A 16104-nucleotide genomic window follows, 5' to 3' on the forward strand; every position below is an offset into this window, starting at 1 on the left:
ACGAAAAAGGGGAGCAATTTGCTCCCCTTTTTCGTGCTGCTTGATTTTTGTTCTTCTTGGTTTAGCGAACGGTAACGTTCACTGTGTCTTCAAAGAATCCGTCTTTTGTGACCACAGTAATAACAGCGGATCCTGCGTTCCTGGCCGTCAGAATACCGTTGTTGTTGGGGGCAACCACATTCCAGTTGGTACTTTTAATGGTGACATTCTGCTGGGAAGCGCAGCTTGGGAAAATATTGTAATCGAGCACAATTTGCTCGCCAAGATCCATCACAATACTCGCTTCCGAAATATCGACTCCGGTAACCGAAATCCAGTTGCCGTTGCAGTTTTCAGAGCCGGAACTAGACCCGGAGCTGGAACTGGAGCCTGAACCCGAACCGGAACTTGAGCCTGAGCTGGAGCTGGAACTGGAACTGGAACTGGAACTGGAACTGGAGCTTGAACCCGAACCTGCCGCTACCACCGCAAAGTTATCACCGAACACCTCGTGGTTGGCGTCACCATTCCAGAGGTAAATTCGGGCGCTGGTGGCGTTGCTTCCGGTGGTAAAGGTTACCGTTTTTTCGGTGTAGGCGGTTTCAGTCACCTGTGTCGCGGTTTCCTCGCCGCCAAAGTTTTTGGCTCCGAGCCAGGCATCGTCACCCTGTGAGCCAACTCTGACGATTGCAGTCAGCGTATAGGTGGTGTTCGGTTCAACCGGCAAGTCCTGTTCGATCGCGCCATTGCCGTTGAGCCGTGCGGAGAAAGTGCCGCTGTGGGCATTTGCGCTTGAAACTGCGCTGTTTCCGTAACTGGTTGGCCAGGCCTCCAGGGTTCCGGACTCAAAGCCCCCGTCGGTTAACCGGTTGTCGGCAACGACCGGCAGGACTTCAATGGTGGCGATTTCGAAGAAGCCGCCATCTTCTGCGGTTGCGGTAATGATGGCTTGTCCCGAAGCCTGCCCGGTTACCAGACCAAAGTCATCCACGGTGGCAATAGCGACATCTTCCGAGTGCCAGCTGATGGCCTGGTTGTCGGCATTTGCGGGGATAACGTTGGCTGTCAGTTGTGTACTTTCTCCCGGGTTGATCGTGGCGGCAATCGGGCTCAGGTCTACACCGGTTACCGCAATGGGGTCGTCGTCTCCACTGTCATCTCCACCGTTATCCAGGTTGCGGACTTCGAAGTTATCGCAGTAGGCAGTCTGCGCATGCTGGGGCGTGCCACTTGCGCTGACCGTTTCACTATTCCAAACCGCCAGGCTCATATTGCCATCGTCGTTGGGGCCGGTGGTGAACTCCTGGCTAAACGCAGCGGTGTTGGCGAAGGCGCTGGCATCCATAGGGATGCCCCAGGGGCCGGCCTCCCAACCATCAATGACAAAAAAAAATCCATTGCTGCTGGGGTTTTCTATCACACAGTCTGCGGTTATCCGGTAGCTGGTATTTGGCGCTACGGCAAACTGCTGGGACAGGTTGGCGCCGGCCTCAATTCTGGCCGCGTAGCTGCCTTCGGTCTCGCGCCCGGAGTTTTCAACCGCTGAGACCAGGCCGAAGCTGTCCCACCAGTCGGTGAGGCTCTGTTTTTCAAACCCGGGGTTGTCGAGCAGGTTGTTATTCGCCAGTACCGTTACCGTGGCGGTATCGGAAGCTTGCAGATTGTACACACTCTGGGCCCGGATGGTTACCGTTCCGGGGTTGTGTCCCGTTACGTTGCCGACCGCATCCACTGTGGCAATGTTTTCGTTGCTCGAGGTCCAGAGCAATGCTTTATTGCCTGCGCTTTCAGGGGCTACGGTTGCGGTAAGCTGACCGCTGTTGCGTTGCAGCACTTCGAGATTCGCAGGAGTGAGGCTGACAGATGCAACCGGATCCCCGGCAAAGGTGTATTCCGCCTCATACAGTGCGAGTTCATCCACATACGTCAGCCCACCCTGGGGTTGGTTGGTAAAGAAGATGGTTGCTTCCGTCGTATTTGGCCCTGTAGTGAACTGCAGGCTCTTTTCGTGCCAGCGGTTGAAGAAATAGCGCACATTGGAGGTGGCATTGCCGTGGTCCCTTACGCCCAGGTAGGCGTTAAACCAGCGGTCTGCCTGATTGGTGTCGGCGCTATTGGCCCAGGCACTGACGATATAGGAAGTATTGGGTTTTACCGCGACCGTCTGTTCGATGGTGCCGCCGCTGGTCAGTGACGCCGCCTTGTTGCCATCGGATTTTTCGTTGGTGGTGATGGTGGCAGGGCCGCTCCAGCCTTGCATGTCATTTTCGAAGCTGGGGTTGGTCAGCAGGTTTTCCCGGTTGGGACAGACACCGCCGGATTGTCCGTTGGTGCGCTGGTAGACGCGGCTGTAGTCAACGACAAAGTCGATACCTTCGGCACCGTTAAAGTGTTCAGGTCGCAGATCCCAGGCGCTGATTTCCCAGTCGAAGGTTTCCATATCGATCCACGGGCGCTGGGGGTTGGTGGCAACCCATGCATTGCCCATTTCTTCACGGGTAACGCAGTTTACCAGCGCGCCATCGATATAAATGGCGACATAGTTGGGATCCCACTCAAACCCGTACACGTGGAAATCATCGGCTACACCGAAATCAAAAATATGGTCATTTTCCCAGATGCGCCGGCCGTAGGTGGAAGAGCCATTGCGCCAGTCGTGAAAGCTGGTGTGAAAGCGCTTGCCGGACCAGGGGTTGTTCGGGTTCCAGCCAAAGCTTTCGAAGGCATCGGTCTCACCGCCTACGCCGGTAGTCCAGTATGAGCTGGAAATGGGGCCAGGTGCAGCCTTGGAGCGCATCTCCATATAGCCGTACAGAAAGGTGTTTTTGCCAAGCAATGCCGCGGTGGTAATGGGCACGTCACCGTATTGCCAGTTGCCCTGGGAATTGCCGCCGCCATTGCCATTTGAGAAGTTATGGCCTGGGTCCCAGCGGGCTGTCATATATAGGTAGCCGTTTTCCACCCGCACGTTATCCGGGTCATATTCGGACGGAGCCCGTCCGCGCCACTGTCCGTTCCACTGGCCATTTTCGCCCTGGTTTAACCATACGCTTCTGTCAAAGCTCGAACCGTTGAATTCATCGGAAACCGTAGGGTTGATGACCCAGCCTGCACTATTGTCCTGGTCGGATAGGGGCGGGGGGATTTCCTGCGCGACGGCTTGTTGCCCCGCGGCGACCGCCACGGTGAGCGCAAGCGAGGCTCTGATATTTTTATTCATCGAGTTAATTCCTTTTCAGGATTTATTATTGTTTTTCCGGCTTGATTCAACGCTGACCAGGTCACTCACTGCTACCGGTGCCGGGTCAGCGTTTCCTCAAAATGGTGTTATTGCGACACAACGATAGAAATTGTGTCCGTTATGGAAGAGTCTGCCTTGGAGACGACGGTAATGGTGGCTTGCCCTTCGCCCTGTGCGGTGATCAAACCGGAGGTGCTCGGGCTGGCAATTTGCCAGCTGGACGATTGGTAAGTCACATTTTGCTGGCTTGCACAGCTCGGTGTGACGGTTGTATCCAGAGACAGGGTGTCGCCAACGTTCAGGTAAACGGTGCCTTCTACATTGAGTTGGAGACTTTCCACCGGTACCCAGTTGGGTTGATTCGGTCCGCAGATGCTGTTGTCGGGCTCGGGCTCGGGCTCGGGCTCGGGCTCCGGCTCGGGTTCAGGCTCGGGCTCGGGCTCGGGCTCGGGCTCCGGTGTGCCGTCCAGCGGCGTAAGGGTGAATACATCGCCGTAGTAATTGCCACCATCATCATTCCACATCCAGATTCGATACTCGTGGCTTGCGTTGGGGCCAGTTGTAAAGTTGAAGCTATTCAGTGTGTAGTTTGTAGAGGTAATACTGGTGTTGCGGATGAATTGACCGGTGGTTGCGTTGGTTGCACCGATAAAATAGGACTCGCCTGCAGCGCCAACTCTTCCCTGGATGCTAACGGTGTATTCCGTATTGGCCTCAAGGGTGAGTACCTGGTTGAAGCCACCAGCGCCATTGATATGCGCGGCATTGCTTCCGGAATGGCTGTTGCCGGTAACGATATTGGCGGAGCCGTTGGTGATCCATCCGGTCATACCCTGCTCAAAACCACTGTTTACAAGTAGCGATGATTGACCGGGGTTCGGGTTGGGCTCAGGCTCGGGCTCGGGCTCGGGCTCGGGCTCAGGCTCGGGCTCGGGCTCGGGCTCGGGCTCGGGTTCGGGCTCAGGTTCCGGCGCGGTTCCACCTGCTCCCCCAAGTAGATAGTGGTCGACGTTGAACGCATTTTGTCGGTTGGACACCAGGCGCGTGCGCGGGCGTCCGTTGCCGAGCCAGCCAGCAGGAATATTTCCGTAAATATACGGGTCCGGTTGCATTGGTTGGCGACGATCGTCCAGTGGTGCCATTACCGAGGGGCGCAATGCCAGTGCGTCGAGATCAAGGCCGCCGCGCCCATCGTTGGTGTGACAGCTCAGGCAAAACGCATTTGCGCGGGACTCCGGGCGAGGGCGGTCTGCGAGCAGGGGGCCTTCCGGGAAGTTGATCGCTTCGCGAACGCCGACCATTCCGGCGGGAATATTCTGCAAGTGCGCGGCGTAATCATCGCTATAGTCGTGATAGCACGCGTATTGCGAATAGGTGTTCTCTCCGAATTGCTGCAGAACATTACTGATTTCGCTGTGGGAGTCTGCAGGGAACGCACTGGCTCGCGTGCGCCACTGGGCAGGCGCACTGCCGGTAACGCCGGCGAGAGTACCTTTCGCGTGGTTGCAGGCAACTTCTTTATTGACGATCTCGGAAAATACTTTGAAGTCGTCAATCCAACCGCGGAAGGACGGATTTCCATGGGCGCCGGCGCCGATAGTCAGGGTGCCGGGCAGGAGAGCGAACAGTGGTTGCCCGCTGGTAAAGGTATCGACCTTATATCCGTTAATATACGTCTCGATGGTGCGGTTACCTGCGTTCAGCTGAAAGCCCAGGTGTGCCCAGCCTGATTGCGGAATTGCTTCCACCGTGTTCAGGGTGTGAACTTGTGCACCGTCGCTATCGATGAAGGCGATGCGATCGCTATTCTGCAGGCGGACCTGGGAGCCATCGGGGAATTCGATGAGTGTGCGCTCGCCAGTATTGTCGCGGCTATCAATGAACAGGCTGTAGTACCACGGGGTATTCAGAACACTCTGCGGCTGCTCGGGAACCTCGTATTCCAGCCCGATGTTTTCACCATCCAGCCAGTATCCTTTTCCGGTAAACCCGCCATTGGCGATGATTTCTGCACGTCCGTCACCGGTCATTTCTGCACTTAGCGGTTTGTTCCAGTACAGCGAGGTCGCGGAATTTTGAATATGGCCATTAAGCACCGCTTTTACGTTGTACTGTGTGTTGAACCTCAGCTGTTGCACCATGTGCGAAACAATAAAACCATTCGCATTGACGTAATCGTCAAAGATGACTTCATCTGTAGATCGACCTGTACTCATCAGCCAGGTGACATCTGCCGGGCTGATGGGGCGCATGTTGTCGAAGTAATTGAAGCGGTGCTCGTTGGAGTCAAAAAAGCTGGTGTTCGGCACATTCCCGTTGGGCATAACATCGATGTTGCGGCTGCGGGTATCACCCACGCGCTTGTAGCCATCATCGGCACCATCGGGTGCATACAGCAATACGTCACGATGCGCGGTTTCACGCACATCTTCCATGTTGTCCATATGGTTGATCATGTTATCCAGCAGCACCATTTTGCCGCGGGTCCACAGGCCCAGAAGCGTGCGTCCATTGAGCGGTGAGTTTTCCGCACCGCCTGAACAGCCGCCGTAGGCTGCCTGAACCTCTGGGGGGCAACGGGTGGGATAGCCTGCGCCAGACAGGCGACCGCCAATAGAGGTAAACGTGATATTCGCCCCGCTTTTATCAATCCAGGGATAGGTACCAAAGCCGAAGCCATCGGCAAGCACCAGGCGATCCCCTCGGTGGTCCAGCGTCTCGAAGGGATGCATTGCGAAACCGTAACGGCTGTTGATGGTTTCATCGTAGGGCGCGTGGCCAATTGGATAGCGGTCGGTAAACTGGCGAACGTCACAGGCCTCAAAATTGTCCGGGTTGTCGTTCACGTAGTAGACAATGTCCGAGGTGACCGAGCGATTGCCTCCGTCCGGATGACGCCAGGAAATGCGCGCGTTATCGGTTCGGGAAACCATCAGGTGGCCGTCGCCGGTGATGCTGGGTTCGAAAAAAGAGCCACCGGGAAAGCTCACATCGCCCTCTACGGTATCGCCCACGGTGATTTCGGCAATACGTGCATCGGTGGTTTTGGGGTTCTCTACGCGCAGGTGTACGTCGGTACCGGCCAGATGTCGGTTCTCCAGCTGTGTGATGACAACCAGGTCGTAACAATCGTCTGCGCCGTCGACGCCGCAGGCGTAGGGGTTGGCATTCTCCCGGTGGGGCGCCGCCGACGGGTCGTCAGAAAGGTCGCCGGACGGGTCACACAGGGTCATGTGGCCGGAAGTACCGCGGGTGGGAATGGCCCCATTGGGCTGCATTTCGTAGGTGTATTCCTGCTGGCTCATGATTTCCATGCCGGCAGGGGACTCGAGAAATGGCTGTTGGATGTTTTCCGGCTTTAACAGGCGGAAATAGACCCCTCGATAGGGTCGATGGGTCAACCCGATACGGCTGTCCTTGCTGGTGGTGAGCGGCGGAACGTAGGGGTTAAGCCAGTGCCGATTGGTGCCGCCAGGCACATGGCCTTCTGCCATATGGATGGTTCGGTCGATACTGGGTCTCTCTGGGACTGCATAGCTATAGCTCGCTGTGAGGGCGAGCAGTATAGCGGGCACGTGAAGTTTCATCGCTGAATGCCTCCGGACGTTATTTTTATGTATTTGCTCAAATAGCCTCGAGAGCTGAGGCGTTACCGCATATTGAGGAGGGCTCTCGTCTGAGAGTCATGAGAATGTAGCACGTCTGTAAACATCATACCAATGATGTTGTGCTATGTGGCGCACAGTTTTTGGGCGAAACTACGGACTAATTTGCTGCTAAAAAGAGGGAGGCGGCTTTTTTGCGCATATTGCGGGTATAAACATATGATGTTTAAATAAGTGATATAAGTTGCTGTGCGGGATTCGATGGAAGGCTTCGGTCGGCCGCGCTACCCCTAAGCCAATAACAGTCAAAAATATCGCCTGGACCGAGAGAAAAATGAAAAAGACATTGTTGTGCACCGCCATTGCTGCGCTTCTGCCGCTGGGCCTTGGGGCCTGTTCCGAGCAGAAATCGGAAGCCACCGGGCTGGAAAAGCCCGCCAGTGAGAGTGTGGCCAGCGCCAACCGGCTGGAAGCCACTGCACTGGACAAAATCAGCACTCTCGAGGCGCAGGTAAAGGAAGCACAAAGCAAAGGCCTGGATGTTACCCGGGAAGAAACCACCCTCTGGTTCGCCCGGGAGTTCCTGAAGTTTGCCAATTGGGACGAGCAGAATCGCGATGCGGTGGCCTATATGTTCGGGGCCTACGCCCCCTACGAAGATCAAAAAGACCAGCTGGCCGAAGAGTTGCCGGACTTCGAACGCAGCAAAGTCATCGAGATTCTCGATGCGAGTATTGAGGAGCTGGGCAAGGTCATCGATGGTTCGATCAAGCGGCGCCCGGTGCCCAGGATCGACTGGGAAAATATCGAAGTCAGCGACAATATGCTGCTCAGCAACGGCAAGCCCGCATTCCTCTACGACTACTTCTCCAAATCCGTCGGCCGGCCATTGACCGATACCGCGGTGTACAACGACCACCTCGGTGCCATTTACCACGGGGGTGAAAACCTCTACCCGGTGGATCACGATCGCGCCATCAACTCCTTCCTGTTGAAAGAAAACGGCACCTTTGATGAGGCGTTGATGAAAGAGGTTACCGACATCGACCCGAGCAATGTCGGTTTCCTGATTTACTGGAACATGGGTATCCCCGAGTGGGTGGAAAAGAAAGAGCCGGAAGTGCGCCTCGGCCGCTCTCTGTTTACCGGCTATGACATCGACAACCCGTTGGTGCGCGATGTCTGGGGCAAGATCGCCAGCCATACCGGTGAGCTGACCCGCGGCAAAAAAGTGACCCAGCTGGGTTATATCCTCGCCAATGAACCCCACTGGTTCAGTGAGAAAGGCCATTGGAGCCAGAATTTTCAGGAAATGAACGCGATCAGCTCCTATACCCTGGATGCCTTCCGCAACTGGCTCGACGGCAAATACCAGGGTGACATCAAGCAGCTGAACGGCAACTGGGACAGTGACTTTGCGGGCTTCGACAGTGTGCAGATCGAGATTCCCATTGACCTCGCGATCCGCGGTACCGCCAAGTGGTACGACTGGTCCCGCTACAACATGGACCGCGCCATCAACTGGTTTACCTTCCTGCAGGGCGAGTTGCGCAAGGGCAACCCGGAAGCGGATACCAGTATCAAAATCATGCCCGACATGTTCACCGAAAACGCACGCTCCCACGGTATTGATGTGGAAGCGCTTACCGGCCTGACCTCGATGATCGGTAACGATGCCAAAACCCGCGAGACGCGCGCGCTAAACCGCAACCAGGCGGAACCTTGGGAGGCGCATTACAGCTGGTTCTGGGAAGAGATGAGCATGAGCTACGACTTTATGGAGTCGGTCTCGCCAGGGAAAATTCACGTAAACAGTGAGAGCCATTTTCTTTCCGCGTCCTGGTGGCGGGAGCTGGATACCAGTGTGGATTACGTGCATAGCGTCTACTGGCTGGCGACCCTGCAGGGGATGGATGCCAACATGGCCTGGTTCTGGGCGCGGGATCCGGATGGGTCACCGGAAGATCGTCTGGAAGGCGAGATGAACTTTTTCGATCCGGCATTGGCCGGTTCCTTCGCCGGCTCAGTCAATCAGCAGCCGCACATCGCCAATGCCTATACCCAGGTGATGTATGACCTGAACAGTTTCTCGGAGGAAATCGTCGCACTGCGTGAGCAGCGCCGCCCCATCCGCCTGTTCTATTCAGAAACCTCGGCGATCAACAAGCCGAAGCATATGAGCGAGCAGTGGAAAGCCTACGAGAGCCTGTTCTTTGATGGATTCCCGGTGGGTTTCGCCACTGAAAATATTATCAACAAGCAGGATCACAGTCAGTGGGATGTGATTGCCGTGCACCGTACTCAGTTTGTGAGTGCTTCTGAGTTGTCTGCACTGCAGGATTATCTGAATAAGGGCGGCACCGTGATCGTGGACAGCGCGGAAAGCCTGAGCATGGATGAGTACGGCAAGCCGCACAAAAAATCCCTAGAGCAGGGCAAGGGCAAGCTCATTGTTCTGAACAAAAAGAACGACGTTGCCGCAATGCGCGAAGCCGCGCTTGAAGTGGCTGCAGCGAGCCTGCCGGCCATCAAGCTGGTGGAGGACAATGGCACCGATCACAAAGGCACCACCTGGCGTGTTGTGCAGCAGGATGACGGCTCTTATCTGGTGAGCATCCTGAATATTGGTAAACACACCGCCAAGCTCAATCTGAGCCTGGACGGCTCCGACACCATTGCCGTAACCGACCTGTTTACCGAAAACGAGCTGGATACTCAATTCGAGTTGGCGCCAAAAGGCGTGATGTTGCTCAGGGTGAGCGCTGGCTAAGTCAGCGTACCTCGAACCTTGTTGCTCGAACCTGCGTGAAATGAGACCGAAAGTCTCTTTTCTTGAGGGGAATAGCACCGATTGAGAAAATTCTATTGCTGGCCTAAAGGTATAATGTTTAAATAGGTTTCATGAGCGAATTGATCTATTACGACCTGAAGCGTGCCCCCACCATGTCACCGAGCCTCTCGGTGCAGGTGGCGCGGGAACTTGGCCGCAGAATTGTTTCCGGTGCTTTCGAGCCGGGCAGCCTGATCGACGATGAGGCTGCTCTGGCCGAGCGTTACCAAGTCAGTCGGGTGGTAGTGCGCGATGCGGTAAAGATCCTGGTGGGCAAAGGCCTGCTGGATGTGCGCCGCGGCATCGGCACCAAGGTGCGCCCCCGCAACCAGTGGATTCTGCTGGATGACGACGTATTGGCCTGGCACCTGTCGGCGCCACCCAACCCCGAGTTTCTGAAGCAGCTGATGGAAATCCGCCTGGCGTTCGAACCCAAGGCATCGCGCTGGGCGGCCGAGCGGGCAACGCCGGAAGATCTTGCGGAAATTGAAGCGGCCTGTGACCGCATGGCAGAAGAGCGTGGTTCCGCCGAGGACTTCGTGATTGCCGATTCCATGTTCCACCGAGCCATTATCAAGGCTGCGCGCAACTCCATCCTTATCGCCATGGAAGGGGTGATCTATTCCGCTCTGCTGGTCAGCATTCGTGTGACCAACAAAGACCCGCGGGAAAATGGTGCCTCGGTACCTTTTCATCGGGAAGTGTATGAAGCTATCGCAGCCGGTGATGGCGACAAGGCTGAAGCGCTCACTGAAAACCTGCTCAGTGACACCAGTCGGCGCTTACGTTTGGAAAACGCCGACGCCTGATTTGCTTGTGGTACGCCGGGATTAAATTCTTGGCAAGTGTCAGATGCTATGTTTATATGCATCCCATGAGTGAACTAGTCTATTACGATCTAAAACGCTCGGTGTCCATGTCACCGAGCCTCTCCGTACAGGTAGCCCGCGAGTTGGGCCGCCGCATCGTCGCTGGTGCCATCGACTCAGAAACCCTGCTGGACGAAGAAAATACCCTGGCCGAGCGCTTCAAAGTCAGCCGGGTGGTGATTCGCGATGCGGTAAAAATACTGGTCAGCAAAGGCATGCTGGATGTGCGCCGGGGCATTGGTACCCGGGTGCGCCCACGCAACGACTGGAACCTGCTGGACGATGATGTACTTGCCTGGCACTTGTCTGCGCCGCCGAGCCGTGAGTTTCTGATGCAATTGCTGGAAATTCGCCTGGCATTCGAGCCCAAGGCTGCGCGCTGGGCGGCGGAGCGGGGCACCGAGCAGGATATCGCCAGCATCCGTGCGGCCTGTGACCAGATGGAAGCCTCGGTTGGCTCATCGGAAGGGTTTGTGGTTGCCGATGCGCTGTTCCACAAGGCCGTTCTCAGTGCTGCAAGGAACGATATTCTTACCGCCATTGAAGGGGTCATTTACTCCGCGCTGCTGGTGAGTATCAAAATCACCAACCAGACCCGTGAGAGTAATCTGAAGTCGATTCCTTTCCACCGTGAAGTACTGGAAGCCATTGCTGCCCGCGATGGCGATAAAGCCGAAAAGCTTACCAGTAAACTGCTGGAAGACGCCGCGGAGCGACTGCGCAAAGAGATGTCCAGCTAGTTGTAGCTTGATTGGCAGCCTTATCAAAAAAGCCCGGCCACCCTACTAAAAGTAGGGCGCCGGGCTTTTTTGTGCCTGGCTGAATCAGACTGGAGTCAGGTGCTTGTTGACGGGCAGATCGCGAATGCGCTGGCCACAGGCGGCAAAGATGGCATTGGTGATGCTCGGTGCCACCGGCGGCACGCCGGGTTCGCCCACTCCCGCAGGCGGTTCGTCGGAGCTTAACAGGTGTACGTGCAACTCCGGGCACTGTTGCATGCGCAGCAACGGATAATCGTGGAAGTTGCTGTTTTCCACTGCGCCATTCTGCATGGTCACTTCGCCCATTAGCGCCAGGCTCAGGCCGAAGATCATTGCACTTTCCATCTGTGCAGTAACGCGGTCCGGATTCACTGCCAGCCCCACATCGGCGACGCAGTGCATTTCAACCACTTTCAGCTTGTCGTCCTGCATTTGCACCCGGGTGGCAATACCCACGTAGGAAAGGAAGCTGCGGTGTACTGCAATACCCCAGCCTTCGCCATTCGGTTTGCCGTCGTTCAGGGAAAAATCGGCCTTCGCCGCGGTCTCCTTCAGCACCCGCTTCAGGCGGGCTGTGTCAACGGGGCTGTCATCGAGCTTCGCCCCGTAATTACCGTATTTGAAGTCGCCCTGGTTGGGATTGACATGCCGGTCTTTGCCGATCAGCTCCAGCAAAAACGCATCCGGTGCCTGCCCGCTCAGGTGCGCCAATTCATCCGCGAAGCTGCAGATACCAAAGGCGTTCTGGATATTGGCCACCGAGCGCATCCAACCGATGCGGGTATGGTATTCAGCGACGGCGGTTTCGCAGGTGCGGTTGGGAATATCGAAAGGCAGGTCCGCAAAGCCCATGCTCAGTTCTCCCCCAGAGGGGCGGTTGGCACCGGCGGAAAAGGTGCCGCTGATAGACGGGAAGGCGGTGCGCTGGCGCCAGGCGGTTACCAGCCCGTCGCTGTTCAGTCCCGCTTCGAAATAGGCGGCGCTGGCGGCGTGGTAGTAGCTGTGGCGAATGTCGTCTTCGCGGCTCCACACCACCTTGACCGGGCGTTGCATTTTTCGCGCAAGCACCGCGGCCTCAACCGCAAAGTCCGGTTTGGACTTGCGCCCGAAACCGCCGCCGAGCAGGGTGACATTTACCTTGACCTGCTCTGGCTTTAGTCCGAGTGCCTTGGCCACATTCTGCTGTGCAGATTGCGGTGTTTGGGTGCAGGCCCAGATCTCGCAGCTATTCTCGCTGACTACGGCGGTGGCACTGGGGGGCTCCATGGCCGCGTGGGTCAGATAGGGGACCGAGTAGGTCGCACTGTGGCGTTGTTCGGATTTCGCCAGCTCCGTGTCCGTATCGCCGTAGGCAGTCACGGTTTTACCCGGTTCGGCCACCCGCTGCTTGAGGGTCTCGATATATTCTGCGCTGTTGTGGTTGCCGTGGGCGCTGTCGCTCCAGGTGATTTCCAGTGCTTTGCGGCCTTTCAGTGCGGCCCAGGTATTGGTGGCCAGCACTGCGATACCGGCGAGCGGGTGGAAAAGCGGGGGCTGTTGCCCGCCGTCCATGGTCTCAATCGCGACCACACCCTTCACCGCGCGGGCTTTATCCTGTTTCACGCTGGCGACGGTGCTGCCCAATACGGGGGCCCGCTCGATACTGGCAATCAGCATATTCTCCAGTTGTACGTCCTGCCCATACCGACCCTTGCCCACAACCATATCCGGCGTGTCATAGGTGGCAACCGGTTTGCCGATGTAGTTGAAGTCTTTGCTGTTTTTCAATTTCAGTGCGCTGGCTTCTGGCACCGGTTGTGAGGCGGCCAGTTCCGCCAGCTCGCCAAAGCTGATGGAGCGTCCGCTAGCTTTGTGGTGCACGCGGTGCTGCAATGCCTGGCAGCTTGCGGCGGGGACAGACCACAATTGGGCGGCTGCAGCCTCCAGCATATGGCGGGCGCTGGCGCCCATGGTGCGCATGGTTTTGTAGAAGTTGCGGATACTGCGGGAGCCATCGGTATTCTGGCTGCCGTAGCGTTTATCGGCGAGGCCCTGGATTACGTTTACTTTTTCCCAGTCCGCTTCCATTTCGTCCGCCACAATCTGTGGCAGGCCGGTGCGGATACCCTGGCCCATTTCCGAGCGGTGGCAGACGATCGACACGGTATTGTCCGGGGCGACGCTGACGAACAGGTTGAGAGGGTGATCGCTGTCACTGGCGGCATCGGCCCACACCGGCTGGTTTACGGTAAGCCCGCTCCCAAGAATCAGGCCGCCACTGCCAATACCCGCCAGTTGCAGGAACTTGCGGCGGCTGACCACAGAAATACGCGGGTCCTGTTTACGCATTGGTGCTGCTCCCTTTCGTTTTGCTTCCTTTCGCCGGATACGCCTGTGCCGCGTCTTTAATCGCAGTTTTGATGCGCGGGTAGGTGCCGCAGCGGCACAGGTTGCCACTCATGGCGCTGTCGATTTCCTGCTCCGTTGGATTCGGATTATTGGCGAGTAGTGCCGCCGCAGACATCAGCTGGCCACTCTGGCAGTAGCCACACTGGGGCACATTGTGCTTGATCCAAGCCTGTTGCAGTGGGTGCTCTCCGTTTTCGCTCAGGCCTTCGATGGTGGTAATCGTCGCACCCTTGGCTGCGGATACCGGTGTCAAGCAGGCGCGCGCGGGGTTGCCATTAATATGAATCGTGCAGGCGCCGCATAGGCCGGCACCGCAGCCGAACTTGGTGCCGGTCAGCTTCAGCTCATCGCGCAGTGCCCAGAGCAGAGGCATATCCTCGTCCACATCCACCTGGTGGACTTTACCGTTGATGGTTAATTCCATAATGCGTCTCCACTATTCATTAGTGTTCTGTCAGAGATTCTGTGAATTCTTGATTAGTGTTTTGCCAGTGTTGCCAATCTTCCGGGGTATCAATATCGATAGCGGCACTGGGCATGGGGGTCGTGTGCAGTAAATTGGCATTTGCCTGGAGCAGTGCTTTTGCTCCCCTGTCGCCGTCCAGTTTGCGCAGTTCTGAAAACAGGCTGCGCGGAAAAATTGCCGGGACACCCGGTGCACTCTGGTAGTGTGCGCAGACGATTTTCGTTTTCTGTCGCAGCCACTGTCGGTGTAATTGAGCAATCTGTTCGCCGTTTACCGCAACCTGGTCTCCGAGAAGCAGCAATACTCCCTCGGTGTTTTCCGGCAGACAACGCATGGCAAAAGCAATACTCGAGCCAAGGCCCTGTTGCCAGTGTTGGTGGTGCTGGAGATCCAGCTCCGGGTGCGCCTGTTGAATTTCAGTATGCCAGGCGCCGGTGACAATCAGTGGGCTATTGAGTCTCGCTTCAAGCACCGCGTCTACACGCTGCTGCAACACCGATTTTCCACCCTGTGAGAGAAGGTGTTTGCAGTCGCCAAATCTCCGCGCGGCACCGGCGGCGAGAATGACGGTGGTCAATTCGTTGCGCGCGCCGCTCACGACCAATCCTGTAATGCTGCGTTGGCACAAGCCTCAGGGGGAGCTGGCGATGATTGGTTGCTGAGTGCCGCACCGGTTTTGCCGTGCAACACACTGTGAATCTCAGCGCAGGTAGAGAGAGCAATGCTTTCCGGTAATTCACCCCCCAGGTCCAGTCCAATGGGCGCACGCAATACGCCCTGAATCAGCTTTTCCTGGTCGCTGTTGGAGAGCCCGCTCAGAGCCAGTACCCGGTCACGGCGGCTTAAGGGACCGAGTAGCCCCAGGTAGCGCAGCGGACGCAGGTGCAGCAGGCGAATCGCGGCCGCATCCAGGTTCAGGTTGTGGCTCATGGCAACGGCCGCATCGATGCTGTTGAGATCCAGCTGTTCAGGCAGTGCGTCGGGGTGGCAGCGGTAGCTGGTGCAGTTGGGAAAGTAGGCCGGCCGAGCGTTGGCCGGGCGCGGGTCGCACAGGCTGACCTGCCAGCCCTGGGCGTTGAACTGCTGCGCCATGGGGCGCGCGTCAATACCGCCCCCCACAATCAATACGTGCGGCGCGGGGAGCAGGGGGGTGTTCAGCCACAGGGCGCCGTCGTTCTCCGCCAGCACCGGCCGTTGCAGCGGAATACCTGCATCCTGCGGATTGGTATGGAGTGGTCGCAGCTCCGCACGAGCTTCCGTATTTGTGGAGATCTTCTGGCGGAAAACCACCGCTTGCCTTTGCCTGAGCTGGCTTCTCAGTTCCGCCAGCTGCAGGTAGCTGTTCTCCGCGGTAATGGGTTGCAGCAGTATCTCCACTTCGCCCCCACAGCCGATGCCCAGCTGGAAAGCGACATCGTCCTCGTCGCTGCCGTCGTAACGGATGGTGGCCGCCTTTCCGGTGTGTAGCGCCTTCAGCGCATGTCTTTGAATGTCCGATTCCAGACAGCCGCCGCTGAGCAGGCCGTAATGTCGGCCGAGGTCGTCGCACAGCATCATCGAGCCCGCCTTGCGGTAGCTGGGCCCACGGGTCCGGTAAACGGTGCCAAGAATCCAGCCCCGGCTGTCGCGGTTGTGAAACCACAGATCCAGCAGTGTGCTCAGGTGATTTGCAGGTGCCTCGTGGAGGTCTTGCATGGTGATTATTCCGCGGTTTTTATATTGAAATCAGCGGTTTACGGCTGAACCCCATTGAGGGCGGTCGTCTCAGGTACGCTGCGGTACCCTATCACGAAGCGCACTTCTTGCCTGCCCGATTCCGTTGAAATGAAGACGTGGGCCGACCGTTGACTGGGTTCTAACTACTTGCAGATAAACATCATATGTTTATATTATTTCTATCTTGCTGATTCAAGCGAGATCGCAGGTATATTCCTAAATATGCCGCGGTCATCTCGCTGTACAAAA

General features: G+C 56.9%; 9 protein-coding genes. 3 read left to right on the top strand and 6 right to left on the bottom strand.

Annotation, left to right across the window (positions count from 1 at the left end; translation table 11 throughout):
- Positions 1-61 precede the first annotated feature (61 nt).
- Both ACXAG1_RS01325 and ACXAG1_RS01330 read right to left on the bottom strand, forming a co-directional pair.
- A complete protein-coding gene (locus ACXAG1_RS01325) occupies positions 62-3199 on the bottom strand; it encodes an Ig-like domain-containing protein (protein ID WP_475118706.1) in 3138 nt (1045 codons plus the stop codon).
- A gap of 107 nt (positions 3200-3306) precedes the next feature.
- Positions 3307-6807, bottom strand: coding sequence for a LamG-like jellyroll fold domain-containing protein (locus ACXAG1_RS01330; protein WP_475118707.1), 3501 nt, complete (start codon positions 6805-6807; stop codon positions 3307-3309).
- A gap of 352 nt (positions 6808-7159) precedes the next feature.
- On the opposite strand from ACXAG1_RS01330, the gene ACXAG1_RS01335 reads away from it, so the two are divergent.
- The 3 genes from ACXAG1_RS01335 to ACXAG1_RS01345 all read left to right on the top strand — a co-directional run bounded on the left by ACXAG1_RS01335 (position 7160) and on the right by ACXAG1_RS01345 (position 11264).
- Positions 7160-9595, top strand: coding sequence for a glycoside hydrolase family 42 (locus ACXAG1_RS01335; RefSeq protein WP_475118708.1), 2436 nt, complete (start codon positions 7160-7162; stop codon positions 9593-9595).
- A 131-nt stretch (positions 9596-9726) separates the two neighbouring features.
- Entirely contained in the window at positions 9727-10464 is a 738-nt protein-coding gene (locus ACXAG1_RS01340) for a FadR/GntR family transcriptional regulator (RefSeq protein ID WP_475118709.1), read from the top strand.
- 65 nt (positions 10465-10529) lie between these two features.
- Positions 10530-11264 carry a FadR/GntR family transcriptional regulator gene (locus ACXAG1_RS01345; RefSeq protein WP_475118710.1) on the top strand — a complete coding sequence of 245 codons (735 nt, stop codon included), beginning with the start codon at positions 10530-10532 and terminating at the stop codon, positions 11262-11264.
- 84 nt (positions 11265-11348) lie between these two features.
- On the opposite strand, the gene ACXAG1_RS01350 is transcribed toward ACXAG1_RS01345, so the two are convergent.
- From ACXAG1_RS01350 to ACXAG1_RS01365, 4 genes are read right to left on the bottom strand one after another with little or no spacing between them, the layout of a single operon-like run.
- Positions 11349-13613: a xanthine dehydrogenase family protein molybdopterin-binding subunit gene (locus ACXAG1_RS01350; RefSeq protein WP_475118711.1), complete on the bottom strand. Its 2265-nt coding sequence runs from the start codon at positions 13611-13613 to the stop codon at positions 11349-11351.
- On the bottom strand, positions 13606-14100 hold the full coding sequence (locus ACXAG1_RS01355; protein WP_475118967.1) for a (2Fe-2S)-binding protein: 495 nt from the start codon (positions 14098-14100) through the stop codon (positions 13606-13608). Before ACXAG1_RS01355 ends, ACXAG1_RS01350 begins: the two co-directional genes overlap by 8 nt.
- A 16-nt stretch (positions 14101-14116) precedes the next feature.
- Complete coding sequence (locus tag ACXAG1_RS01360) at positions 14117-14737, bottom strand: nucleotidyltransferase family protein (RefSeq protein WP_475118712.1); 621 nt, start codon at positions 14735-14737, stop codon at positions 14117-14119.
- Positions 14734-15834, bottom strand: coding sequence for an XdhC family protein (locus ACXAG1_RS01365; RefSeq protein WP_475118713.1), 1101 nt, complete (start codon positions 15832-15834; stop codon positions 14734-14736). Before ACXAG1_RS01365 ends, ACXAG1_RS01360 begins: the two co-directional genes overlap by 4 nt.
- Positions 15835-16104: the final 270 nt, after the last annotated feature.

The sequence above is a fragment of the Microbulbifer sp. ABE4_465 genome (assembly GCF_056160765.1).

Bases quoted from the DNA above. Each gene is read 5' to 3' on its own strand.
- ACXAG1_RS01325 (WP_475118706.1), bottom strand. From the start codon at position 3,199: ATGAATAAAAATATCAGAGCCTCGCTTGCGCTCACCGTGGCGGTCGCC.
- ACXAG1_RS01330 (WP_475118707.1), bottom strand. From the start codon at position 6,807: ATGAAACTTCACGTGCCCGCTATACTGCTCGCCCTCACAGCGAGCTAT.
- ACXAG1_RS01335 (WP_475118708.1), top strand. From the start codon at position 7,160: ATGAAAAAGACATTGTTGTGCACCGCCATTGCTGCGCTTCTGCCGCTG.
- ACXAG1_RS01340 (WP_475118709.1), top strand. From the start codon at position 9,727: ATGAGCGAATTGATCTATTACGACCTGAAGCGTGCCCCCACCATGTCA.
- ACXAG1_RS01345 (WP_475118710.1), top strand. From the start codon at position 10,530: ATGAGTGAACTAGTCTATTACGATCTAAAACGCTCGGTGTCCATGTCA.
- ACXAG1_RS01350 (WP_475118711.1), bottom strand. From the start codon at position 13,613: ATGCGTAAACAGGACCCGCGTATTTCTGTGGTCAGCCGCCGCAAGTTC.
- ACXAG1_RS01365 (WP_475118713.1), bottom strand. From the start codon at position 15,834: ATGCAAGACCTCCACGAGGCACCTGCAAATCACCTGAGCACACTGCTG.